Annotated in this window: 23 protein-coding genes and 1 pseudogene; 7 read left to right on the plus strand and 17 right to left on the minus strand. The window is 37.8% G+C overall.

All coding sequences use genetic code 11. From position 1 onward, the window contains the following. Window positions 1-114: 114 nt before the first annotated feature. The gene (locus tag QLQ22_RS25020; RefSeq protein WP_349654950.1) at window positions 115-1,833 is read right to left on the minus strand and encodes an aminoglycoside phosphotransferase family protein; all 1,719 of its coding nucleotides are present in this window, start codon (window positions 1,831-1,833) and stop codon (window positions 115-117) included. A 272-nt stretch (window positions 1,834-2,105) separates the two neighbouring features. Next, window positions 2,106-2,501, minus strand: a complete 396-nt coding sequence (locus QLQ22_RS12760) for an SRPBCC domain-containing protein (RefSeq protein WP_223435165.1) — start codon at window positions 2,499-2,501, stop codon at window positions 2,106-2,108. Between the two features lie 423 nt (window positions 2,502-2,924). Here QLQ22_RS12760 and QLQ22_RS12765 point away from each other — a divergent pair, with 423 nt between their 5' ends. Continuing rightward, window positions 2,925-3,275: a YkgJ family cysteine cluster protein gene (locus QLQ22_RS12765; protein WP_223435167.1), complete on the plus strand. Its 351-nt coding sequence runs from the start codon at window positions 2,925-2,927 to the stop codon at window positions 3,273-3,275. A 296-nt stretch (window positions 3,276-3,571) separates the two neighbouring features. Here QLQ22_RS12765 and QLQ22_RS12770 read toward each other — a convergent pair whose 3' ends face one another. From QLQ22_RS12770 to QLQ22_RS12800, 7 genes and pseudogenes are all read right to left on the minus strand, one after another. After that, a complete protein-coding gene (locus QLQ22_RS12770; RefSeq protein WP_223435173.1) occupies window positions 3,572-4,462 on the minus strand; it encodes an endonuclease/exonuclease/phosphatase family protein in 891 nt (296 codons plus the stop codon). A 208-nt stretch (window positions 4,463-4,670) separates the two neighbouring features. Beyond that, window positions 4,671-4,841, minus strand: a pseudogene (locus QLQ22_RS12775) (UDP-glucose 4-epimerase GalE); the annotation flags it as partial. 237 nt (window positions 4,842-5,078) lie between these two features. Continuing rightward, window positions 5,079-7,640: an outer membrane protein assembly factor BamB family protein gene (locus QLQ22_RS12780; protein ID WP_223435176.1), complete on the minus strand. Its 2,562-nt coding sequence runs from the start codon at window positions 7,638-7,640 to the stop codon at window positions 5,079-5,081. A gap of 98 nt (window positions 7,641-7,738) precedes the next feature. Beyond that, window positions 7,739-8,830, minus strand: a complete 1,092-nt coding sequence (locus QLQ22_RS12785) for a HupE/UreJ family protein (protein WP_223435178.1) — start codon at window positions 8,828-8,830, stop codon at window positions 7,739-7,741. Between the two features lie 285 nt (window positions 8,831-9,115). Beyond that, complete coding sequence (locus QLQ22_RS12790) at window positions 9,116-9,946, minus strand: HAD-IIA family hydrolase (protein ID WP_223435181.1); 831 nt, start codon at window positions 9,944-9,946, stop codon at window positions 9,116-9,118. Between the two features lie 39 nt (window positions 9,947-9,985). Further along, the gene (locus tag QLQ22_RS12795; protein WP_223435183.1) at window positions 9,986-10,546 is read right to left on the minus strand and encodes a glycerol-3-phosphate responsive antiterminator; all 561 of its coding nucleotides are present in this window, start codon (window positions 10,544-10,546) and stop codon (window positions 9,986-9,988) included. A 557-nt stretch (window positions 10,547-11,103) separates the two neighbouring features. After that, window positions 11,104-11,265: a hypothetical protein gene (locus QLQ22_RS12800; protein ID WP_223435185.1), complete on the minus strand. Its 162-nt coding sequence runs from the start codon at window positions 11,263-11,265 to the stop codon at window positions 11,104-11,106. A gap of 122 nt (window positions 11,266-11,387) precedes the next feature. Here QLQ22_RS12800 and sspL point away from each other — a divergent pair, with 122 nt between their 5' ends. From sspL to QLQ22_RS12825, 5 genes are all read left to right on the plus strand, one after another. Beyond that, window positions 11,388-11,531, plus strand: a complete 144-nt coding sequence (gene sspL / locus QLQ22_RS12805; RefSeq protein ID WP_223435186.1) for a small, acid-soluble spore protein L — start codon at window positions 11,388-11,390, stop codon at window positions 11,529-11,531. 150 nt (window positions 11,532-11,681) lie between these two features. Further along, a complete protein-coding gene (locus QLQ22_RS12810; RefSeq protein ID WP_284014903.1) occupies window positions 11,682-13,085 on the plus strand; it encodes a processed acidic surface protein in 1,404 nt (467 codons plus the stop codon). Next, window positions 13,078-13,713 (plus strand): class D sortase, encoded by a 636-nt coding sequence (locus QLQ22_RS12815; RefSeq protein WP_420828786.1) that lies wholly within the window; start codon window positions 13,078-13,080, stop codon window positions 13,711-13,713. The genes QLQ22_RS12810 and QLQ22_RS12815 overlap by 8 nt, the downstream gene beginning before the upstream one ends. A gap of 171 nt (window positions 13,714-13,884) precedes the next feature. Then, window positions 13,885-14,064, plus strand: coding sequence for a hypothetical protein (locus tag QLQ22_RS12820; protein ID WP_070877424.1), 180 nt, complete (start codon window positions 13,885-13,887; stop codon window positions 14,062-14,064). 26 nt (window positions 14,065-14,090) lie between these two features. Then, window positions 14,091-14,489 (plus strand): hypothetical protein, encoded by a 399-nt coding sequence (locus tag QLQ22_RS12825; RefSeq protein WP_223435188.1) that lies wholly within the window; start codon window positions 14,091-14,093, stop codon window positions 14,487-14,489. Window positions 14,490-14,526: 37 nt separating this feature from the next. On the opposite strand, the gene QLQ22_RS12830 is transcribed toward QLQ22_RS12825, so the two are convergent. The 3 genes from QLQ22_RS12830 to QLQ22_RS12840 form a co-directional block, all read right to left on the minus strand. Continuing rightward, on the minus strand, window positions 14,527-15,474 hold the full coding sequence (locus QLQ22_RS12830; protein ID WP_223435189.1) for a hypothetical protein: 948 nt from the start codon (window positions 15,472-15,474) through the stop codon (window positions 14,527-14,529). Between the two features lie 250 nt (window positions 15,475-15,724). Then, window positions 15,725-16,336 carry a hypothetical protein gene (locus QLQ22_RS12835; RefSeq protein WP_223435191.1) on the minus strand — a complete coding sequence of 204 codons (612 nt, stop codon included), beginning with the start codon at window positions 16,334-16,336 and terminating at the stop codon, window positions 15,725-15,727. 113 nt (window positions 16,337-16,449) lie between these two features. Further along, on the minus strand, window positions 16,450-16,818 hold the full coding sequence (locus QLQ22_RS12840) for a replication termination protein (protein ID WP_252205539.1): 369 nt from the start codon (window positions 16,816-16,818) through the stop codon (window positions 16,450-16,452). 325 nt (window positions 16,819-17,143) lie between these two features. Between QLQ22_RS12840 and QLQ22_RS12845 the strand changes: the two genes are divergently transcribed. Further along, a complete protein-coding gene (locus tag QLQ22_RS12845; protein WP_284014904.1) occupies window positions 17,144-18,361 on the plus strand; it encodes a TerD family protein in 1,218 nt (405 codons plus the stop codon). 98 nt (window positions 18,362-18,459) lie between these two features. On the opposite strand, the gene QLQ22_RS12850 is transcribed toward QLQ22_RS12845, so the two are convergent. The 5 genes from QLQ22_RS12850 to QLQ22_RS12870 all read right to left on the minus strand — a co-directional run bounded on the left by QLQ22_RS12850 (window position 18,460) and on the right by QLQ22_RS12870 (window position 23,240). Further along, window positions 18,460-18,885, minus strand: a complete 426-nt coding sequence (locus QLQ22_RS12850; RefSeq protein WP_223435197.1) for a GtrA family protein — start codon at window positions 18,883-18,885, stop codon at window positions 18,460-18,462. Continuing rightward, complete coding sequence (locus tag QLQ22_RS12855; RefSeq protein ID WP_223435200.1) at window positions 18,869-19,879, minus strand: glycosyltransferase family 2 protein; 1,011 nt, start codon at window positions 19,877-19,879, stop codon at window positions 18,869-18,871. Before QLQ22_RS12855 ends, QLQ22_RS12850 begins: the two co-directional genes overlap by 17 nt. Before the next feature lie 22 nt (window positions 19,880-19,901). Next, window positions 19,902-21,578, minus strand: a complete 1,677-nt coding sequence (locus QLQ22_RS12860; RefSeq protein WP_284014905.1) for a DUF6044 family protein — start codon at window positions 21,576-21,578, stop codon at window positions 19,902-19,904. Between the two features lie 118 nt (window positions 21,579-21,696). Continuing rightward, window positions 21,697-21,840 carry a hypothetical protein gene (locus tag QLQ22_RS12865; RefSeq protein ID WP_223435204.1) on the minus strand — a complete coding sequence of 48 codons (144 nt, stop codon included), beginning with the start codon at window positions 21,838-21,840 and terminating at the stop codon, window positions 21,697-21,699. 128 nt (window positions 21,841-21,968) lie between these two features. After that, complete coding sequence (locus QLQ22_RS12870) at window positions 21,969-23,240, minus strand: L-lactate MFS transporter (RefSeq protein ID WP_252206878.1); 1,272 nt, start codon at window positions 23,238-23,240, stop codon at window positions 21,969-21,971. Window positions 23,241-23,264 lie beyond the last annotated feature (24 nt).

Raw genomic sequence — 23,264 nt, forward strand, 5'->3', positions numbered from 1 at the left:
TACAACGTTAAAAATATCAAAAGACAAAAAAGTCTGATTTCTCAGTATTTTTAGTGAGGAATTAGGCTTTCGATATTCCGCAATCACGCCCGTTTGTTGAATTATTTCTAAAGCTTATATAAGACATGCCCTGTTCCACTCGCATTCAAACTCCAAAAGCGACTGCTGACGCTTGCCTCTGTTATCGTTGACCGCTTTTAACGCCACTTTGTATAATTCGTCGCCCAATCGCCATTTTTCGATTGACCTGTCTTTTTCCCTGCCAAACAGAGCAAACGCGGTAGCTCCCATTAAATACACATTAGTTATTTCATCTATGGCTACACCGAGTGTAAATTCCTCCGGCGACATAAAGCGTGATGAACCCCACATTCTGCCCATCGTATTTATATAGGGCATTTTAGAATAGAGATCAATATCACAAATAATGGTCTTTTTTGTGTCAAAGTCATACATAATACTGCCGTCATAAAAGTCAATGGCAATATACCCTTGCTTTATAATATGAATGTGAAAGTTCAGTATGTCGTTAAATACTTCAAGCCTTGTGCTGTCCGGCATCTGCAAGAACTTTTCTCTGGACAGCGGATACATTCTGCCCATACACACGCCGTCTGTCCATTCAAAAATGACGGCAAACCCTCTGCCTATTTCCTCCGCTTTGATAAATCTTATCAAATTGGGGTGCGCTAAATCCTGATAAATCGGAACGGTGGATTTCAGACTTGCTATTGCATCTTCGGGTTTGCCGGAATATTGCTCTGTCGGTGCGCCGGCAAATTTTATAAAGTATCTCTTATCACCGTTCTCTACGCCGAAGCAGATATTGCCCGAATCTTGATCGTCATAAATTTTAAAAATCTCACCATATTGCTCAATGAAAGAGATATCAAATGGAGATTTTAATTTGTATGGAATATTATTTATGTACTGTATATAAAAATCTGCTAAATACCAAGTCGGTACAGGATTATTCATGCCGTCAAACCAAGTTAGAACATCTTTTGCCTGATTTTTCATAACGGTAACTTCATCTTCACCGAAAGGGATTGCCCAATATATTGACGACAGCGTATTGCTGCTTATATAAAAAGCCAAAAGCGTGAAGAACTGCACAGGCGGTCTTCCGTTAAAATAACCGTTAAGCTGCCCTGTGGCAAAATGCGGACTGACAGCAGCACTCCACACAATGCGGTTAAACTCTTCCCATGGGTCGCCGTAGTCAATACGGTTGAAATCGATTATGCTCAGTTCTCCTTCCGGCGAAATAATCATATTTCCCACATGATAATCGCCGTGCTGAAAGCATTGCGGCCTGCCGTCAAGGAGGTGTCTGTTCGCCTCAACATAGGCGATGATTTTATCGTCACCATCTATTTTTATGCCACAGCCATTGTATTTTTTGGTTTTGTTGTCTGTTTTGCGGTTAAAAAGTGTTCCCCATTCTTCTTGCTCTTTTGGTGCAGGAATACTATTGATTTTCCTCAGTATTCGCCCCGATTTTATACCGAGTACATATTGCTCGGTTTCAGTCATTTTTGGTAATACAATCTCCGCATCTTCACCGTCACACCATATTAAAAGCATGTAGACACTTTTGCAGTTGTCGCACATACCAAAATCAACAGGCTGCGACATGGGTACACCGTATTCGGCTAACCGTTTCATCATTTCAAATTCGCTTTTCTTCTTGGCATACTCTGAAATATCGGCTATGCGGAGCAGCATTTTTTCGTTCGTCACGGTTTCAATATAGTATTTTTTGTCGCTCGACCAGCCTTTGTTTATCGGTTTGATTTTTTCAAATGTAGCATAGTTTTTTATATCGAACATGATTTTATCTCCTTTTCTTTATTCCACATAAATAATCCATCATTATTGCGCACACCGGCATTTATAACGGCATCATACACATCCAAACTGCTGATGATTTACCAAAACCGTATTCATCTCTGCTCTATAGTTCGTTATTAATGTTTAATATTGTATTGCGTATACTTGCTTCCGGGTTGCTGAAGATCAGAAATAGATCATATTAGCTGGTTTTGTTAGATCGAAGGCTATAGAAGCTTGCTCGCACTTATTAGGTCCGATTGTTGAATACTCTAAATGAAAGGTATTTCCTTTCCCTCTATTAGTGCTTTTAAATTTGCTAACGATTCATTGAATCCACCAGAATTGATTGTAACTCTGGTTCCATTGTTTTCCTCTTCTAACATAAAAGAAATAAGCAATTGTTGTGAATCCAAGTAAAGGGAAAATTCCCGATAAGGATTAATGACTTCAATTGTTAAAGACATAGTAAGCTTCTCTGTTAGATTATTATGAACACTAGGCATTAACGTAAAAAATACTTTCTCCCCTACATACAGATTGGGGATTTCCCAAGGTGAACCTGGAGCATACCATTGTGAGAGTTTATTCGCATCCGTTATAGCAGTCCAAACGGTTTCTTTTTCCCCATCAATCCAAACTGAACTTATCTCTTCTGCCTTACCCATATCTATTCCTCCTTTAATTTGTAGCAATTAATGGCTATAAATTAACTCCCTCAGAAATTAAATTCTTGTTAAATAACCTGGTCTAATACACGAAAAGAGACACGTTCCTACATATAAGCGCTCTTTTGTAGAATAAGCTAATTATTCAATAAATTTTTTTAACTTTTGTTTTTTTTCCTAATTTTTGCTATAATTATATTAATGATAATATTAGATTTGGCCTTGCATTTATTGCATTCTCTCTGTATGTTTACATTCAATTGTTATGAGCCTCAGCACTCTTTGACTCTGTCACAATACTATTTTTTAAAAGCCTCGCATTTTTGCGAGGCTTTTTTAATTGTCTAAAGGGTACTGCCAACATTTTAGACAGGGAAAAAACTCACTTATTTTTATATTAAATAAATTATTAGGGGTGTATATATGGAAATCTTACCATGCGAAGGGTGTAAAGGGTTGTGCTGCGGTCCAGTTCCTGTCACTGAAAGCGAATTTAAGAAAATAAAAAAGAAGATAAAATCAATGCCTACTAAAATGCGTTCGGAGCTAGAGAATCAAAAAAGATATTATGGAACATGTATTTTCTATGATCTAAATAAAGATAGATGTGGAATACATTCGGTAAGACCTGAAATTTGTCGTATGTTTGGATATTACAAAGATCTAGTTTGTTTTCGGAAACCAGCATTAGCAACAAAAAACATAGATCAATCTGATAAAGAAAAACATGTTGGAATTTTAACGTTGGATTTTACATGGAAAGATTTGAAGTGAACCCAAAAAGTTAGACACTTTATTATTAGGCAACGGGTAGGGCATGAGTTCGGTATTCTGCCGGACTCATGCCTTTTAATTTTGCTTTTGGACCAATAGAATTAGCGATTCCATAAAAGATTCTACACCTGCTAGATATCTTTTAACGGCCATTATTTTTTCTTATTTTGAAAATTTAGCCATAGAAAAACTGCACCTCCAAATGTTAGATTATGTCTAACAATTGGGGTGCAGTATATCTTTACTGTAGGGGTTTCGTATTCACATAATCAAGGACAGGTAGTCCTCATTAGGGGTTAGTTATTGCCTATCCCATTATTAAATAGCGATTTTTTTTTCAGTACTAATTCTGCAGTAATTGGTAAATGATCAGATGCATTAGTGTTTATAACTTCCCCAGTCCTAATTTTGACATCTTCAGAAGTGAAAATATAGTCGATGCGACGATCCGGTTTATCTACAGGAATGGTAAAGTCATCATTTTGACCAAGTTCAGCAAATACGTCTTTATATTGTGCAGTCATCTTTAGAATTTCTGAACTTTCAGGTGTAGCATTGAAATCTCCTACAAAGATACTTGTTCCTTCTTTTTGTTTTGCAATGTCAAGTATCTCCCTGATTTGCAGATCCCTCTGTTCTGCTCTTTTATTGTCAAGATGCGTATTGTAAAAGTGAACATGGTTTCCTCTCACGTTAATCACAGTTTCCAAAAGACCGCGCTGTTCTGTAGGGTTTACTGGATATGGAATATTAGTGAGCAGATGATTTTCGGCAGAAAGGATAGGATATTTACTTATCACGGCCGTTCCGTATTGACGGCGGTGTTCTCCTTCTTGTAAAGGTTCATAGTCAAGATTTGCAGCATATGCATAATGCATTCCTAAGTAATTTGCCAACCATTTCGCTTGATCTTCGAAATTACTGCGCTCTGAAAAATGATTATCTACTTCTTGCAAACCAATGATATCAGCATCCGACGTTTTAATAATCTCTGCAATTCTTTTCAAATCCAAAATGGCATCTGTGCCCTCTCCATGATGAATATTATAAGCCATAACTTTAATGTCAGTCTCAATACCTCTTTCAAACATTGGTAGTTCTGTGGCATGAGTTTCACTGCTGTAAGAGAACATAGGAATCATGGACAACAATAAAATAAAAGTGAAAATAAATAATTTTTTAAACAAACCTAACACCTCTCAAAGTTTTCTATTAAACTATTTTTAGAGTATAAACAATTTTCATTGTCGAAAATGCCTAATTTGAGTTTACTGGCATTCTTTTGGCCGATGATAATCAAAGCTAGATAAGAGATAACACAACCAGCTTAATAAGGACTAAAACACTAGCCTTCATTGGAAAAATCCTCGCATCGGATTTCACTAGGTGCCAAAGTCATCCGTTCTGCTTTCCATCAAACTCAGAAAAGATCTTTTGGGAAGAAGCTACTAGCCTTGCCGGATCCCCGGTGCGGCGGTCGACGTTTTCTACATTCGCTTTTATCCCTGTTACCTTTTCACACGGCTAAATGACTTCAGAATAACCAAGTCCATTACCTAGATTAAAAACTTCTGCTGATTTCTTCTCTTTTAACCAGTAGGTCACACTTTTAATGTGTATCTTAACTTACTGGTTAATGAGATGATAAACTCGTTTTTTGGCATTTGTTCTACCCAACATTCCTATGTCATTTAATAACAAATTGGGGATCTTCAGAGTAGTGGCCACCTAGTCACCGTCTACACTAACCACAATTTTGTGTATGAAATAGAAAAAGTTAACGATCTTTGTTTTGAAATTGAATTAGTCTTTTTTCTTTTCTTCTTTCTTATCTGTCGTGAATGCGTATAGGTTACCGTCGAATGCACCCACTACAAGTGTGTTGCCAGAGATTGCAGGGGAAGATCCAACCCATGCACCGATTTCAAAGTTCCATTTCTTTTCACCGGTCGTACGATCCAAAGCATACAGGTTGCCGTCATTGGAACCGATGTACAAGATATTGCCGCTGATCGCCGGTGAAGAGATAATACCACCCTGTGTACGATAGCTCCATTTCTTCTGACCTGTTACTGCGTCTAGAGCTGCAATGTTGCCATCCGGGAAGCCCATATATACCTTGCCGTCCACAATAGCAGGCGAGGAACCGGTTGTGCCGCCTGCAATGTACGAGCTGTCTTCACTCTTATAACGCCACAGTTCATTGCCAGTTGCAGCATCCAGAGCGACAACCAGTCCACCGCCGTATCCCATATAGATACGTCCGTTATCAATGGCAGGCATGGAGTGCATCCAACCGCCAACAGGTCTTTTTCTCCATTGTTCGGCTCCGGTTTTTGCATCAAAGGCAATTAAATAGCCTCCGTCAGCACCTACGTACACACGTCCGTCTTTAACTACCGGAGAGTTTTCAGCAATCCAGTTTCCAGCGAGTTTGCTAGTCCACAATTCCTGACCAGTTTTTGCATCAAGCGCCATAAGGGCTCCACCTTTTCCAGTACTGTAAGCTTGGTAGACAACTCCGTCAGAAACGGTAGGAGAGTAGTACATCCATGCGCGCTGTACTTCATCTTTGCCAACCGATTTCTCCCAGAGCTTTTCACCGCTCTTTGTATCAAGTGCATAGAGCGTACCACGGATGGATGATGCATAGACGATTCTGTCCGCTACGGCAGGAGAGCTTTGTACCTGCGAATCTGCTTTGAACTTCCACCGTTTTTCCCCGTCTTCCAGATCAACAGCCACAACGGTATTATTATCGCTGCCATTCTCATCCCTTGTACCTACATAAACGGTTCCATCCACAATGGCAGGTGATGACGTCAAGATGGATCCAGGTGTACGATGGCTCCATGCGAAGTTCAGTTCCGGTGCGAGAACGTCCAGAGCCTTCCCGGTATGCTGTGCGTTACCTTTGAACATCGTCCAGTCCTCTCCGCCTTTCGGTTCGCTTACACTATCTTCATCGACCACTTGGAACACAGAGGATTTTTCCCAAGTTTTCGGTGCATCATCGGTGATTTTTACATCAATTTGATGTTGACCCTTCTTTAAATCTTCAGCGTCCCAATCAGCAACCCAGGTGAAAGCACTCGTTCGGTTAAGCTTCTTCCAGGAACGACCGTCAATACGGTATTTAGCTTCTTTCACATTGCTAGATGTGTTATATGCATTGATTTGGATCACCGTCTCATCTTGCGCGATCTTGCTGTTTGGTGCCGGATTGACAATCGTCAAGCTTTGTTTCACGTCAAACATCTTAAACGGAGTCTCTGGCTTACCTCCCTTAAAATTGATGATACGGAATCCATTCGGAGACTGGTCAATCGTGTAAGAGGCAGAGTTGGTTATGATATGTTTTGCACCCTTAATCGTATCGGCTGACACATCGTTTACGTGAGTATGCCCCATCAGCAACATGCTTGTCTTATACTGTCCAAGCAGTTCAATAAATTTCTTTGTATTGTCCGGAGAAGGGGTTTGTGGTGTGTTCAAAGGTTTGTGAACGATTACAACAACCTCTTTTCCTTTGGCATTCAGCTCCAAATCCTGTCTCAACCATTCCAGTTGTTGGGGATCACTGAATGCAACGTTGTTTTCCAATGTAACAAAGTGCTTATTACCGTAGTCATATGAGTACCACTCCGGTCCAAGAAGCTGGCGGTAGCGGTCAATACGGTCCTTGTACGTTGCACCTGCCGTTAAGTCATGATTACCGACAGCAGGAAATACAGGCAACTTGGATTTGGCTGTGGCTGCTCGGTAATCCTGAAACTCTTGATCCGTAGCCCCGTTGGTCAAGTCCCCGCTAACCGCGACGAATGCCGGGTTCCCTGTCAACTCATTGGTTTGAGCTAGTTGGCCGCTGAATCGTTCCAGGTTATTGGCAGTGCCCGCTTGTACGTGCACATCGGCATAGTTGACAAAATTGAAATTAGGATTTTTGCTCTCCGGTTTAGGAAGCAAGCCGAAGTTTTGCTGACGATTCTCGTTCACCTGTAACTGACCCAGCTGTTTGTAGAACTGCGGAGTCATGTACTGGTCGGTTGGAACACCGTATCCGGTTGGAATCGTTATGAAAACAAGATCGTTAATGCGTCTTTCGGTGTCTACTTTCAGTGTGTAGTTCCCTTTTTCGTCTGTTTTGGTTATCTCCATACCATCAGAAACGCTTACGCCCTCAAGTCCCTTTTCGTTACCTTCTTGCTGACCGTTTCCGTTTTTATCTTCAAATACCACCCCTGAGACAACTGCTCTGTCCTCTTCCGCAAGAGCCGGCTTTATCATCACTGCTGCTGCGAGACCAACCATACTGAGTACAGCGAACGGCCGAACTATTTTCTTCCATCTTTCGAATTTGTCCATGTTTGGTTTCTCCTTCTTCTCAAAATTTTATTAAAACGTTTCTTCCAAAATAGATTTGTTTTTGCGTGCATCCCCTCCTTCAAGCGTAATCCCTGCCCCTACGCTGCCAAAAAGCGTTCAAAGTACCACCAGAAACCAAACATTGCAATTGCCGTGGTTGCCGTTCCCTGAATCCAACCTGACCATTGGAACCTGCGTACCAAAAATAAAGCCGGGAACAGCAATAGGATAACAAGAGCCTGACCTGCTTCCACACCTGCATTAAACGATAGTATCGACAATAGGGTCTTCCATGTCATATCGCTGGTTAGCTGCAAGGCACCGGCAAACCCCATACCATGGAAAAGTCCGAATCCCAATACCACCCAAAGCCGATATTTGGATGTCGGGAACAGTATGTTCTCGATGGCGACGTACGCGATACTCAATGCGATCAGAGGCTCTATGATTTCCGGCGGTATATTTAGAAGATTCAGTGCCGTGAGGCCCAATGTTACACTGTGTGCCACTGTAAACACGGTGACCACTTTAAGCACATCGACTATTTTTCTGGAACCTAACACAAGCGCAATAACAAAGAGAATATGGTCGATCCCAATCATGATGTGATGAAAGCCAAGCTGAATAAAACGGGATACCTGTCCGAAGACGGTTCCTTTACCTACCTGCAGCTGTCTGTCACTCGCATTGAAAATAAACTGTCCTTTATCACCCCCAACTTCATAGCTCACAATATTTCTATGCATGGGATCGTTGTCGTCAAAGAAGATACTGTAGTCAATTTGGATTGATGTCGAGCTGCTGCTGGAAATCGGGTAATCTATTGTGATGTGTGCGTACTCCCTGTCCAGTTTCTTCTCCACATCGGTGTTCGATATGTATCCTTCCGCTTTAGCCCCGTCGATAAATACCTCCAGTCGCTTTTCGAGGTATTCAGTCACGTCTGTTTGTTTGTTCTGTAAAGCTGTTTTCAGTTCGCTTTGCGGGACACCGGGTTGAACTCCCAAATCTACGAGCCGCCCGAGTTCAAAAAAGTCAATATATAGATCGTAATGCAGAGTATCGTTGTTCACAGTCACTTTGGATTGACCTTCACTGTTGTCCGTGTGAGCCCATGCCTTCCCAGGTATTGAAGCTGCCATCATCCATATACATAAGATCACAAACCAGCACTTTATCCATATTTTCACTTGATTCACACCTTCACATCTTTGATTTAATAGTTTTTTTCTATTAACTAGATTTAAAATGGTTGTCATCGGGAAAGGAATAACCGTGAGAAATCAGATTATATACATTCTGGCGAAATGTCCTCCCTGTACATCCGTTTGGGAATTAAGAATTTTCTGATATTTCCCAACGCATTTGGGACAGACTTGTCCCGTAAAATTTTCAACCATACTCCCTGTATATCTGTAAATGGATTGTCGAATAAGGAAGCAGGTTTAAAACATTTTTTTCTATAATTACTTCCCCTATTCTTTACTGTGAGTCGTAATTACTATTTCAGCTAATTCTTTCATTGATCTACATGTTAAATCTGGCTGATAGCCAAGTTCGTTTGGAAAAGACTGACCGTGAGAAATCCAAAAAGTCTTTAACCCTGCAGCATGTGCTCCCTCAACATCGGTATAGGGATTATCCCCTACCATTACACAGTTATTTAGGGTAAACCCTGTTTCCTGGATAATTTTATTAAAAGGATAGATAAAAGGTTTGCCAACTACTTGTACTTCTTCTATCCCTGTCACTGCTTGAATTGCAGCAATTAGAGCGCCTGTTTCTGGAACTCTATTTCCATCTTCCCCAGGGTGATATAAATCAAGATTAGTAGCTATTAATTTCGAACCGTTCATCACATATCGAGCACATTTATGCAATGTGTCATAAGTAAATGAAGTATCTCGACCTACTGCAACAAAGTCATATGAATCTTCATTGTCAGAGAGGCATATCTTATGTCCTTGCACTTGAAGAGACTCCTTTAACTGCTCTGTTCCAATAGGTAGAACATTTACTGAACCATAATTTTCAAATAAGTATTCCCCTATTAATTCTGTCGCAACTAAAATCGTAGTTTTTTCAGCTGGCAGTCCCATATTAATTAATTTTTGGCGAATTGTTTCTGCTTGATCAGTAGAGTTATTACTTAGAAAAAATATTTTCTTATCTGAATCAATCAAATAATGAAGTAACTCTACAGAACCTTCGTAAACTTTGTTGCCTAAATATATACATCCATCTAAATCAAAAATGAATGCTGATATTTTATTTACATTCCATTCCATTCCATGCAGAGTAGTCACGACCTTTATTAGTCCTTTATAAAATGCTTAATTGAGTTTTCATTTCCAAAGTTCAGATGCCCCTACAGCTACTGCATTTGAACCTGCTTCCAATCCTTCTAAAATCTCCTCGTGCGATTTAATAAGACCGGCTGAAATAATTGGATACGGGCAAACTTTACTTAGATCTTTAATAACTCTTGGCATTAATCCTGGCATTATTTCAATCGCATCTGGTTTGGTTTCCATTATATTTCGAACACCTGAAGTATAAGCATGGGTATCAAGAAAAAATAGATGTTGTATAGCAATTAGCTCTTCTTTTTTTGCTACTTTAATTAAATTACTTTTCGTAGTTATGATTCCATCAGGCTTAATCTCACGTGCTAAATACTTGATTCCCTCTTTATCTTTCGCAATCCCTTTCATTAAATCGACATGAAGAAAAATGCTCTTATTATGTTGTTTAGCAGTATCTACACAATGTTTAATATTGAAAATATCGCCAGTCATTAAAAAAATAACTTGAACATTTGATTCCGATGCATCTTCAATTTGTTTTACATCTCTCACGGCGGCTACAATTGGATTTAATTCAAAAAGTTGTTTTATGTGGTCCATAGTTCCTCCTTATTTTTCCTGTATAACTGGCGATGAACCAATTGTTTTAATTTTCGAAAAAATAAGAAAATCCCAAATATAATGAAGTTCAAACATATACATCTAATTTCGTCAATAAATTGACAAATTAAATAATACATACGATTCGAACCTTCAATATATTTGGGATCTCTCCTGGTCTCCGCCCAATTACATCTTAGGATATTTAATTATAAAGAAATTTACACAAAATAGGAATTATCATTAATAATGCGAATTAATTTTAAGTAATAATTCTATGTTTAAATAATACCAATAGTTTATTAATCCAAAATTAACTATATATAAATTTCATGTAAATTATATTGACAAATTTTGTTAAACATAAATCCTAGAGTTAGTATAGTTTAATGGATTCAAAGATCAAGATGCCAGACCTTTTATTGGTTTTGCTATGTGATGGCATGATAAATTTATAAAAAAAATGACGCTGATTTTACGATAGCTCCAATTAAAATGGATCTGGGACATTTGTCAGGTCTGCTATTAAACTTAAGCCAGCTTAAAAAACTGCCAAACTATTTAAGTAAGGACATAAATTTATTATTTACGCAGACCTTTATTTCACTTTCAAGTTTTTTTGATTGAACGAACACTTTGAAGTCTTCTTTTGAGACATCAGATTTTATTGCTGTTTCAACCAAAAATGCCAATTCTTTATTTGTTATGATCGTTTTCATTATAGTCCTCCTATATATGTATTAGTATAATATTCGTTTTAAAGAACGTTTTTACGAGGGTTCATCAAAATTTGCTAATTAAATCCATGATTAAGGGCATAATAGGTCTGGAGGTGAATGAAATGAGCAGTAAATTTACAGGATCAAACCGCGGTAAAGCAGCACCAAGCGTGAATCCACAGGGCCAAGGAAAAGATACTGAGGTTTCAGCTGAACCGAAAAGCGAGCTTGAGAATCGAGCTAAAAAATCCAATACGAAAATCTAGAAACCAGGAGGCACTGCTGCCTCCCTTCCCACTCTCTATGTCAGTCTTTTATGACCTTGTAATTGGTTTAAATTACCTCATTGTTAAATCTTTCTTCCTATTTTATAATTTTCTAGGTTTATATAAATTTTATAAAATGAGGAGAAAAGGATGAAAAGACAACTGGGGGCATTTTTACTAACAATTATTTTGGTTTTAAGTTTATTTCCACATTTAACGACGGCTGCTCAAAACTCAAAATTCGAGCTTGAACTTTCTGAATATTTAAACGAAGTAAGTAATACAAGAGGATTTAAAGTGACGAAAGCTGATATCGAAATCTCGCTCTCATATTACGGTGATAGTCTTCGGAATTATCAATCTGCAGCAGACCTTAAGGGTTTCTTAGGAGAGGTTATTGAATCAGATTATAGCAATCTTACAGATTTATATGATGAATTTAATTTAGATCATGAAGAAATGGTATCTCTATTAGAAGAAAACGGAGAAAGTTTAGAAGATTATATATTCATTGACGATCTTTCTCAAACTATCTATTTTTATACAGAAGATTTTGAGTTTGAAAGAGATCCAGATTTTGACCAGAACTTCGCTGTTTATCTTGCGGAAGTGAGTGCTGAAAGAGGATTTGAAGTAACTAAAGAGGATATTGAAACAGCTCTTAAAATTTACGATGAAAGCATTGCGAATTTTGAATCTGTTAAGCAGCTTGAAGATTTTCTTGGAGAAGTTATAAAAGCTGATTTGAGCAACTTGGCTTACTTCAAAGAAAATTATGATCTTGATCAGCAGTCATTGCTTCAATTGCTTGCTGAGAATGATAAGGATCTTCATGATTATATCTACATTTTCGAATTGGAGGAAACAGTATGGACTTTAATGGGATTGGAAGAAGAAATAGCTGAGGATCTTTTGCCTATTTTTGAAGATGAGCTGGGATTAACGGAAAAAGAGCTTCAAAATATTGAAGAGCATTTGATTTCACTAGAGGATCACCTTTCAGACCAGGCAACCATTGAACGTCTTGATGTTTTAGGAAACCGGATGCTTGCTATCGGGGAATTTGAAGTTACAGAAGATTTATCAGCAGGTCAAATAGCCGAGCTTGCTTCAATCTATGATGAGATTCTTTCTATTTTTAAATTAAAGGCATCGTACAGTCTTGTTAAAGATGGGTCGGAAACCCCATTGTCACTTGCAGACTTAATCAGATTAGATGAATTAAAAGGAGCAAATTTAAAAGTAACCCTATTTTCTGTGGATGGAACGTTCCTTGCTGACCTTATCATAACTGGTGAAATGGTAAGTTCTGAAGTTCTTGAAGAAACTGGAAAGCAAGTTGAGGAATCTGCAATGCAAGCTGCTAAAACAATTGACACTTCCGTACAGCCTGTAAAAAAACACATCACCAAACCAATGAATCATGCGGAACAGAAAACTGTAAAAGGCGCAAAATTGCCAAAAACAGCAGGTAATTACCTCACCTATGCAGCAATTGGGGTAATCTTATCGGCAGCTGGAAGCTTCTTATATCGAAAGGTCCGCAATGTTTAAAATGGAAAGAAGAATCAGCAAAAAGCGGATGATTTTCCTTTCATTTCCTGTGTTTTTAATCCTAATCGGGTTGCTGTTTACAGCAACTAATCTCTATAAATTTGCTGCGGGATCCTTTTCTATTTCCCCTGATTACAATTCAGGAGAAGTAAAACAAAAAAACATACCCGAAGGAAAAGATTCGGAAGTAAAAAAAGTGATATACCCAAGCCGGCCTGAAATTGGAGAAGAAATGGGAGAACTTTATATTCCAAAATTAAATGCGGTACTCCCTATTTTTCACGGCACTGATGAAAATGAACTTGAAAAAGGTGTAGGGCATTTTGCTGAAAGTGTACTCCCTGGCGAAAATGATAACTCTGTTCTTTCAGGTCATAGAGATACGGTATTTAGAAGGCTTGGCGAAGTTGGCAAGGGTGATTTGCTGATAGTCAGAACTGCTGCCGGTGAATTCATATTCAAGGTACAAAAAGTAAGAATTGTTGATGAGGATGACCGCACAGTAATTGTTCCAAAGCCGCGGGCAGCACTTACAGTGAGCACATGCTACCCGTTTGAATTTATTGGTTCCGCACCAAAACGATATGTTCTTGTAGCTTACTTGACATCTAAAACGATTTATAAATAGTTTGCAGTCAAGCCTCTCTTGGTAAAAAAGAGAGGCTTTTTAATATGGCATCGTGTATTTTGCCTCTTTCTGCAAATATTTAGACCAGGAAGGATTTGTTAGCTTTAGATTTATAGTAAAATACAGAACCTATAACTGCATGAAAAATAATTATAAAATGGGTGATATAAAATGAATAAAAACAATATCCAAATTCTCCCTATCATTGCTTCTATCGGCATTGGTGCAGCTGCTTATAGTTTGATGACAGGCCGCGGAGGACAGCTTCAGAATATGATGCCGCAATTAACAGGAATGAGCAGCCAAGGGGCAAATAATCAATTTTCTGCTCAGCCGGATCAAAATCAATAAAATTTGCATGATCGGGAGAACAATTCATGATGAATTCTCCCGATCCTATTGAAAGGAGAAGCGATATGGATATTCCTATTTCAAAAATGATAAATAAAACAAAAATGAATCTGATTCAGGCGGCTGCATATGTAAAACAGCGAATTGATTCTCTTACTGGAACTCAGACAGCTACAATTGAACAATTAGCTGCTTATATTCAATACCATCCCGATACTAAAAAAAGGACCAAGAATCTTTTAGGTCTGAGCTTTTCGTTTTTTACATTGGACCAAGGTGATGTTCATTACAAACTGGAAACCAAGGGATCTGACATTTTACAGCTTGACGTCCGTACTTTAGAGCATCATGTTGTGTCATATCGTTCTTATCGTGATCAGAATAAATTGAATGCACCAATACGCTTTTTTAAATTAACAATATAGAAAAGAGCTAAATGTTTGTTTAGCTCTATTTTCTATATCATGAATGATTCAAATATAGTTTTATCTCTCCTGCTATTAGTTCGTATAGATCAATAAAACGTGAAGAGTTTTTTTCTCCCTTGATTTCCTCCAGCTGATCTATCAGTTCTTTTGCTTCTGACAGGTATGTGATTGCTTCTTTCATTTTGTCCTTATAAGCTTTAGTTGTTCGATTGATTTCAGATGCGAATTTTTCATCTGTCCCAGGCGTTATGCAAGTTTGATACATATCAATGATCTCATCTGTTTCTCGTTCAGGTTCATATTCATGAGGTGCCGTGCTGTCAAATATTGCGATGCCTTTTTCACGAAGAATGACCATGTCCAAGCTGTTTGGATCAAATCCGCAATGATAAATTTCAACGTCGTATCCCTTTTTTTCTCCAGCAGCTGCAATTTTTTTAAGCATAGTAGATTTTCCTGAACCTGCCCTGCCTTTTATAAAATACCGTTTCCCGATATCTTCTGTTAAGTTTTGAATAAAATCTACTGCTCCATCAGGTGTAGCAGCGCCTAAGAAGCGGTGTTTTACATTCGAAGGTTTGTCAGCCTTTTCCTCTCCAAAGAAAAGTTCAATCAAATCATTCGACAATTGGTTGGCTTTAGTAAAATCCATATTTGCGATGTAAATATCTTCAATCTCATCATGCGCTTTTAGTGATGCGGCAAACGTTCCGTAAGCCTCTTGAAATTTAGAAGAAATATCGGCGTTTAGCTGTCCAATTGCATCCCTATTTGCAGAATGAATTTTCATTTCATTTTCAAGAACAATAACTTGCAGGTTTTCATCCGAAATATGTTTGCGAATCTCAGGAACCGCATCATCAATAATACCGATACGGGCATCAGAAACAATAAATCCTTCAATCCAGTCATTATTTGAAGGGCAGTGTAAATACTCAATCGAATGACCTGCTGAAAGCAATGATTCACTTATTGTTTTCATGTATTCTGATCTGCAGGATCTTGACCCGCCTTGTAGCAAAAATACCCGATTTAACCCTTTAACTGAAAAATTATACAGACTGAAATATCCTTTAGCTGTATTGCCGCTAGCAAAATAATGTAGAGCTTTTCCTTTCATCCAATCATCCTCTCCCTCTTTTCTACTAACATATGTTAAGAGTGAATAAGGGTGAACGCCTAATTTTTCAAAAAATGAAAAACCTGCATTTCTGCAGGCTTGGTGTAATCTTTTATTGTCCTTTCCTATCTAATTCATTCACAAGCTGAAAGAGGAAATCATAGATTAATTCAAAAGCTGCATTAAGTGATAAGTTTTCGTGAAAACCATCTATCAGATCACAGTCAAAATTAACATCCCATAAGCCGTCTTTGTCATTGAATAGCAGCTGGAATTTAGTTGATTCTCCATTTGCCTTTTCATTCAACCATTCACGGATGCTGCTTCCTGCAGCTTTTTTTTGCTTTAACCCAAGTAGACCTTTATAAGATCCAAAAACATCATCATGCTCAAGGGTTAATCCATCAATTTTGATGATGTCAAACCATTCAGATTCTAAATAAACAAACTCTTTTTGATTGGTTTTTAAGAAACTTACTTTTTCCTGAAGAAAATCTGACGGCTTCTCAACTGCAATCAATTCCTCCGTTTCTTTATCCACTCGTTCAACATAGGAATGCATAAAACGGGAAAGTGCTTTCAGCTCTTCTAAAGTAACTTGCTCCGGAACCAGACTGTGTGCCTCTGCATATTCCTTTTCTGCTTTGTAAATTCCAATAGATAGATTTTCAGGATGATTGGCTATTTCATTTTCAATGTATGCTTTTATTGTTTTTTTCAGCAATTTATAGTCCTCCAATTTTTTTGCAGAAATTCTAATACTTATCATAACCTAACATAATCATACTTCAAACAAAAAAAGAATCCGTTTCATGGATTCTGAAGAACTGCCTGATGTTATGAGAAATTATCCTGAATAGCCTTATCGAGAAGTTTTTGACACCGATCCAATTCTGTTTTCAGCTGTTTTTTGTATAGCTTTGCCTTCTCATAATCTTCAAACTTGTAATAAACGACTTCCTGCAGCTTCATGCCTTCTTTCTTCCGCTTCACTTGCTTTAATACACCATCTTCAATTAATTCGTGTAATGATTTATAAACTTCAGAATGATTTGGCCTGTATCCATATCTTCTGAATTCGTCCCGCAGCACATCCAGAAGCTTTAATCCATAAAGCCGGTCCTGCTCTGTCATGCGAATCATGTAGAGCTTTAAAAAAGCTCTTTGTTTTAACAAAAATCCGCTAGCACTTCTCTTTTCACCCAATTTAACCATCTCCTTTTTGAAGATCGTTTACATGCAGCATGTTCTAATAATTCAATGTTTTTAGAAAAATTTCCTGCATTAAGACGGAAATTGAGTCTTTTGACCCTTTATATCCTTTTTTAGTTAGAAAGTGAAATGGAGTAGTAATCGGAATATAGTCTGAGCATTTTTATAAGTATAATGATTATTTAGAACATAGTTTAATTTGAATAAATAGCTTCTTCAATAAAGGAATGAATCTACAATTTTTTATATTAGATTTGTTACTTTTGGATTATAATTTAAGGATGATTTAATAAAAATAATCGAGAGGAAGGATTTCAGAATGTCAATTGTACTAGTTAAAGGTCAAAAAGCTGATCTGACAAGACTTGATCCAAAATTAAGGTGTGTAAATATTGAGTTAAGCTGGCATACAGCTATAGATCTGGAAATAGATGCTTCTGCATTTTTAGTAGGTTCAAATGGAAAAGTTTTAAAAGATTCAGATTTTGTCTTTTACGGACAGACTTCCTCTGGCTGTGGATCTGTTATTAAAAAGAATTCCTTTTCGGGCATCCAGCCTTTTCAGATTTTTTTAAATAAAGTTCCTTCCGAAATTAGTAAAATCGTATTTTCTCTTACTATCTATCAAAAAAATGGAACTAAGGGTTCATTTAGACAAGTTTCGGATATCACTTTATCTATTGTTGATGAACAGTCTGGAAAGGAATATTATTGCTTCCCTGTTCCAAATACATTTTCAGAAGAAACGGCAATAGTTGTCGGCGATCTTTATAGACATTCCGGAGAATGGAAGTTTAATAGTGTTGGAGCTGGTTATTTTGGAGGTCTTGCTTCATTATGCAAGGATTTCGGAGTTGAAATAGAAGAAGAAACTCCTGCTCAGCTGGCTCCCAAAGAGGTAAAATCAGTTCATCATATACCTGAACCCATTTCGAAAAAGCCAGCTTCAAAAATAAACTTTTCTAAAATCGAATTAAAGAAAAAACAATCGGTCAATATTCAGAAATCTCAAAGAATTACCGCAGTTCTTGAATGGGAGTCAAATAAAGATCTTGATCTATATTGTTTTTATGTTACTAAAACAGGTTTTCAAGGGAAGATCTATTACAAGGATTTAGGAAGCAGCAGTCAATTTCCTTTTATTCGTCTTGATGGAGACTCTCAGAAATTTGGAACAGAAACAATTGAAATATATCGGACTGATGAATTGTCATATGTTATGTTTGCTGCATATAGTGCTGTTGGAAACGGTATTGGAAGCTTTAAGTCAATGAAAGCCAAAGCTGTGGTTGATAATCATATGGGTAATGTCGTCGTCGCTCCGCTGCTGGAACGTAATGATTTAGCTTATTGGGTTGCCATAGCTCATATTGATTTCACAGACTCAAAGGCGATGAAAGTATCACATGTAGAACGTTATTCACGTGATCATTCCGAGGCTTCACCACTTCTGTACTCAGATGGCAGCTTTAGAATGGATGTAGGACCGATAGAATTTAAAAATGACCAGGACTATAACAATTATTTCGGAAATTAGTCTGATTATTTAGAACATAGTTTAGATAGATAAAAAAAGCAGCAGTAATGTATATACTTCTGCTTTTTTCGTATGGTAGCTGATATCAGCGTTAATAATCAGTATTTGAAAACAAAATACTTCTGTCCCAAAAAATTTAAGATCGTATAAAAACCTGTCCCTGCTAGTACAGCAAGCATATCTTGAGTCAAGATAAAGCCTAGGGGGAATCCAGTATAAATGAGTTTAGCTGCAGCTTTTGCGACGGAAAATGACACAAAATAACAAAATACAATCACTATTATAAACCGCGGGAGGCTTTTTTTGATGCTGGCCTGACTTGAAAAGGTAAATGAACGATTTAAATAATAGCTGATGGCTGCACCTATGGTATTTCCCAAAAAAGTTGATAGCCAGTAAGAAACATTAATTACGTTCAGCAAAAGCAAGATTGCTGATAAGCCTGCGGCTGTATTCATAATTCCGACGAGAATGAATTTTAGTAAAAGAGGATCAAGTCGAATGAAATTACTTTCTGAGCTCATAGCGATAGTCTTCTTCTTGAATCAGGTTATTTTTTTGGATGGGAAGATTGAATAAATCAATCTCGACAATATATTTGGGACGCCTTTTTGTTTCTTTGTACACTTTTCCGATATACTCTCCGACTAATCCTGTAGCAATCATCTGCAAACCGCCTATTAACCATATAGAGGCAATTAAAGAAGTCCATCCTGATTGAGTCCTTCCTAAATATTTCATCGTCAGACAGTAAACGCTGAACAGAAGACTAACAATAAAAGTAATCAAACCCATTGATAAAACTAAGCGGATCGGTGTAACTGAAAAGGATGTGATGCCATCAAAGGCAAAGGAAAGCATTTTGCTTAAAGGATACTTGGTTTCCCCTGCAAGCCTTTCTTTCCGGTCATAGTAGACCTTGGCTGATTTAAACCCAATGAGAGGAACGATGCCCCGCAAAAACAAATTAGCCTCCTCAAATCCTTTCAATTCTTGTACAGCACGATTGCTCATCAGTCGATAATCCGCATGATTGTATATAAGCTCAACTCCAAGCTTTTTCATTAACTTATAAAACCATTCAGCCGATTTGCGTTTAAAAAGAGTATCTGTTTCTCTTTTCTTTCTGACTCCATAAACGATTTCATACCCTTTTTGATAGTTGTCAATAAATTCATGAATGACTGTGATATCATCCTGAAGATCTGCATCAATAGAGATAATGCAGTCGGATCCCTCATTTGCTGCAAACATGCCTGCAAGCAATGCATGTTGATGTCCTGCATTTCGTGATAATTTTAACCCTGCTACCCTGTCCAAATGAAGGCATGCTTTATTAATAATTGTCCACGTAGAGTCTTTGCTGCCATCATCAATGAACAGGACTTTGCTTTTTGATGAGATTTTCTTCTCTATACACAAACTGTCCAGCAATTGACTTAGTTTATGAATGGTTTGAGGTAGAATTTCTTCTTCGTTATAGCATGGAACTACAATGGTTAGCGTTGGTGCATTCATTATGTGAAGTCCCCCATGGTGTTTATTTGACCTTATAAAGATAAATTCTCCATACAGATTCGTGAGAATGAAATACATGATCCAAAATTAGATGGTTCTTTTCGGGATGTTCGATCGGCAAGCTTGAAAAAATATACCTTCCCCCCATTTTTTTAAATGGTTCCATATTCAAATCAAGATCTTTCAATTTAATTGTTGAATTTTTAGTAAACATATACCTTTTCCCGAGCTCGCTGCTGAATAGATAGCACCGCCCTCCCCACTCATCAAAATAAATCCGCAGCCTATTATTTTTACTAAGTTCTTTTTCAATGATTTGCCGAAATTGATATTTATACGAGAGCGGGTAAAAGTTGTTATATGTATCGAGAGTATAAAATCCGTTGTATTGAGCGATGGCAGGATGAAGCCCGAGACTTGCAACTCTGTAATCCTCAACAGGCATGCCGATATGTTTTTTAATTTCGGCGAATTGTTCCTCTGCGTAGAATTCTTTTACAGATGGTTTATTTTGATAGATAATTTCATCGTTAAAGCTGCCAAGCAAAAATACCTGAGCTAGAATACACGCCCCGATTACCCATTTTCTCCGGAATTCACTGTATAAAATTTTTAGTCCGAGAGCGAATCCAATATAAATAACGATAGGACGCAAAAAGTGAAATCTAGCAAAGTTGAAGGTATCCATGAAATGAAAACGTTCCGTTAAAGGAAGCCAGCCCTTATAAAACCAGAAGGCATACCATGCTGATAAACAGAAATTGAAGCTTAATAAAAAGACAAAAGGCTTTTCAAGTTTCCATTTTCTTTTACGGATAATTATGTATAGAGCAATCAGAGTGACCGGCAGGATAATCAGGCCATGAACGGTCATAACATGTGTATGGCCTAATACAAAGTTCTTAAATGTGAGCCTTATGACTCGCCATAAAGGAAGTCTCGCATGAAAGTATTCATCACGGCTATTTGGTTCAGATGAAAATAAAAAGGAATAGATTAATCGGTATTCAACTATAAAAAAGACAAGTGTCATGTATCCGATGGAGACAAGAAAAGGGAAATTCCATTTCTTGTCTTTCATCACATCCACTATCCATAGAATACCCATAGCCGCTAAAAAAAAGAAAAAACCTAAGACGAAGCTTGAGTAAAAAGGAAGCAAGGTTAAAACAGCAATGCAGCGCCAAGAATGATTACCCTTTCTGATATTTAAAAAGGCCCATAAAGCAAGAGGCATTCCAAGCGTACTGAGCATCCCCTGGGGCCAGAAAGGTGTCAGGGCAAATGTTAAGGCAGTCCCTGCGATAATAAATAGATATTTCCTTTCTTTCATAAAATGGTCCTTCAAGAGAAGAAACATGCCCAAAAAGGCAAAAACTCTTGTTATAGATTGAGATAATGCATAAGCTGACATAGTCGGAAACCAATTATAAAGCCAGATTTGAAGATTCCATTCTGAACCGAGCGCATTTCTTGGGAGTCCGTTTATGATTTTCGGCAAAGTTCCATCCAGTCCGCTGAAGAGATAACCATTTTCGGTCAGTACTTTATACCAGGCAAGGTTAGAATCCAGGTTATCATGAATGCGAATGTGCGCATTTTCGTTTAGGATATAAAGTGGTGACACATATAAAGCAATTGCCAACATGCATAAAAAGATCAAAATGCGTTCAATTTTTTTATTCATTTTTTGTTCCATAAATTCACCTCGGGGATAAAGCAGGTGTGTTTTCTTTAATTTTTACAACTTCAGATAAAATATTCCATGTTTATTTCCGTATAAAAAAAGGACTTGTTTTCACAAGTCCTTCTCGATTTTATTCATTGCTGTCAGAAAAATAAGGATTAAATCCAAGGTTTTTTCTAATTTCATCTGTTATTATGAGCTGTTCGTTCAAACGGAGCTCCTTATCAGATACAGTTTGTACACTGCCGTCATAATGCAAAGGCTTTTGTTCCATAATATATCACCCTTTACCTTTGTGTCTATTGCGCCATTTAAAGTAAGTATTTTGCTTATTTTTGAATATTTTCCCTATTAATAAAAACATGTGCATCCTATTTATTAAATAGGATGCACATGTTTTTATTAATTATGATGGCTTACTGCATTAGATGCAGAGGTGCGATTTAGATCACGAACTTTTTTTATATTGATCCTTATTAGAAGAGAAATTGCTAAAGCAGCAACAAATGCACTTGCAAAAATATAGAGGGTCAAGGAATAGCTGTCAGTCGTTTCTCTGATCCATGAAACAACAAGAGGACCTGCCAGTCCTGCAGCCGCCCATGCCGTCAGAATATATCCATGGATAGCCCCAAGCTGTTTTGTGCCAAAAAGATCGCCAATATAAGCTGGAATGGAAGCAAATCCTCCTCCATAGCAGGTTAATATTAAGAAGATAAGGGCCTGGAATACGATGGCGTTTGTGACATTAGGCAGTAAAAGAAATGCAGCGGTTTGAATGGCAAAGAAAGCAGTATAGACGTTAGGACGGCCAATATAGTCTGATACAGATGCCCACCCTATTCGTCCAAAGCCATTAAATAACCCCATAATACCTACCATAGCAGCGGCTGCAGCTGTGCTTAAACCTGCAATATCCTGAGCCATCGGGGATGCTACTGATATTATTGCAATTCCACAGGTAACATTGATAAAAAGCATTCCCCACAAAGCCCAAAAACGCAGTGTTTTGACCGCTTCATTTGCTGTCATCTGTGACAGATCACTCTTTACAATTTCTGCGGCAGGCTGATTCCCTTTCTTATTTACAGGTATCCATCCCTCAGGAGGAGGAGCAAGATAAAGCGATGATGAGATCATGATGATAAAATAGACGGTTCCAAGTATATAAAAAGTCCTGTCTATTCCAACACTTGATATGAGGGATGCTATAACAGGACTGGCAATTAGAGATGCAAACCCAAAGCCCATTATGGCAAGTCCGGTCGCAAGTCCTCTTCTATCGGGAAACCATTTAACTAATGAGGAAACCGGGGTAATATATCCGATGCCAAGCCCAATGCCTCCAAGTACTCCATAAAAAAAATACAAAAGATACAAAGAACCAATACTTTCAGCAAAACCTGCTCCTATTAATCCTGCTGCAAAACATAGCGTAGAAACAAGACCGGAGGCTCTTGGTCCATATTTTTCAACAAAATGTCCCATAAATGCTGCAGATAATCCTAAAAACAGAATCGCAATGCTGAATGTAAGAGAGATTTCGCTTAACCCCCAATTATGCTCATCTCTGAGGGGATTGGTAAATACACTCCACGAATAAACAGAGCCAATTGAAATGTGGATCCCTACCGCCGCTGCTGCGATCAGCCAGCGATTTTTCGTTTTCGTCATTTTTTTCTCCTCTTTTCTGAGCAT

The sequence above is a fragment of the Metabacillus hrfriensis genome (assembly GCF_030127205.1).
Lineage (GTDB): Bacteria > Bacillota > Bacilli > Bacillales > Bacillaceae > Bacillus_P > Bacillus_P dongyingensis.

Coding starts and splice junctions, on each gene's coding strand:
- QLQ22_RS12850 (WP_223435197.1), bottom strand. CDS start 18,885: ATGAGCTCAGAAAGTAATTTCATTCGACTTGATCCTCTTTTACTAAAA.
- QLQ22_RS12830 (WP_223435189.1), bottom strand. CDS start 15,474: ATGAAAACAATAAGTGAATCATTGCTTTCAGCAGGTCATTCGATTGAG.
- sspL (WP_223435186.1), top strand. CDS start 11,388: ATGAGCAGTAAATTTACAGGATCAAACCGCGGTAAAGCAGCACCAAGC.
- QLQ22_RS12795 (WP_223435183.1), bottom strand. CDS start 10,546: ATGGACCACATAAAACAACTTTTTGAATTAAATCCAATTGTAGCCGCC.
- QLQ22_RS12820 (WP_070877424.1), top strand. CDS start 13,885: ATGAATAAAAACAATATCCAAATTCTCCCTATCATTGCTTCTATCGGC.
- QLQ22_RS12845 (WP_284014904.1), top strand. CDS start 17,144: ATGTCAATTGTACTAGTTAAAGGTCAAAAAGCTGATCTGACAAGACTT.
- QLQ22_RS12765 (WP_223435167.1), top strand. CDS start 2,925: ATGGAAATCTTACCATGCGAAGGGTGTAAAGGGTTGTGCTGCGGTCCA.
- QLQ22_RS12865 (WP_223435204.1), bottom strand. CDS start 21,840: ATGGAACAAAAGCCTTTGCATTATGACGGCAGTGTACAAACTGTATCT.
- QLQ22_RS12825 (WP_223435188.1), top strand. CDS start 14,091: ATGATGAATTCTCCCGATCCTATTGAAAGGAGAAGCGATATGGATATT.
- QLQ22_RS12760 (WP_223435165.1), bottom strand. CDS start 2,501: ATGGGTAAGGCAGAAGAGATAAGTTCAGTTTGGATTGATGGGGAAAAA.
- QLQ22_RS12860 (WP_284014905.1), bottom strand. CDS start 21,578: ATGGAACAAAAAATGAATAAAAAAATTGAACGCATTTTGATCTTTTTA.
- QLQ22_RS12855 (WP_223435200.1), bottom strand. CDS start 19,879: ATGAATGCACCAACGCTAACCATTGTAGTTCCATGCTATAACGAAGAA.
- QLQ22_RS12800 (WP_223435185.1), bottom strand. CDS start 11,265: ATGAAAACGATCATAACAAATAAAGAATTGGCATTTTTGGTTGAAACA.
- QLQ22_RS12815 (WP_420828786.1), top strand. CDS start 13,078: ATGTTTAAAATGGAAAGAAGAATCAGCAAAAAGCGGATGATTTTCCTT.
- QLQ22_RS25020 (WP_349654950.1), bottom strand. CDS start 1,833: ATGTTCGATATAAAAAACTATGCTACATTTGAAAAAATCAAACCGATA.
- QLQ22_RS12780 (WP_223435176.1), bottom strand. CDS start 7,640: ATGGACAAATTCGAAAGATGGAAGAAAATAGTTCGGCCGTTCGCTGTA.
- QLQ22_RS12870 (WP_252206878.1), bottom strand. CDS start 23,240: ATGACGAAAACGAAAAATCGCTGGCTGATCGCAGCAGCGGCGGTAGGG.
- QLQ22_RS12810 (WP_284014903.1), top strand. CDS start 11,682: ATGAAAAGACAACTGGGGGCATTTTTACTAACAATTATTTTGGTTTTA.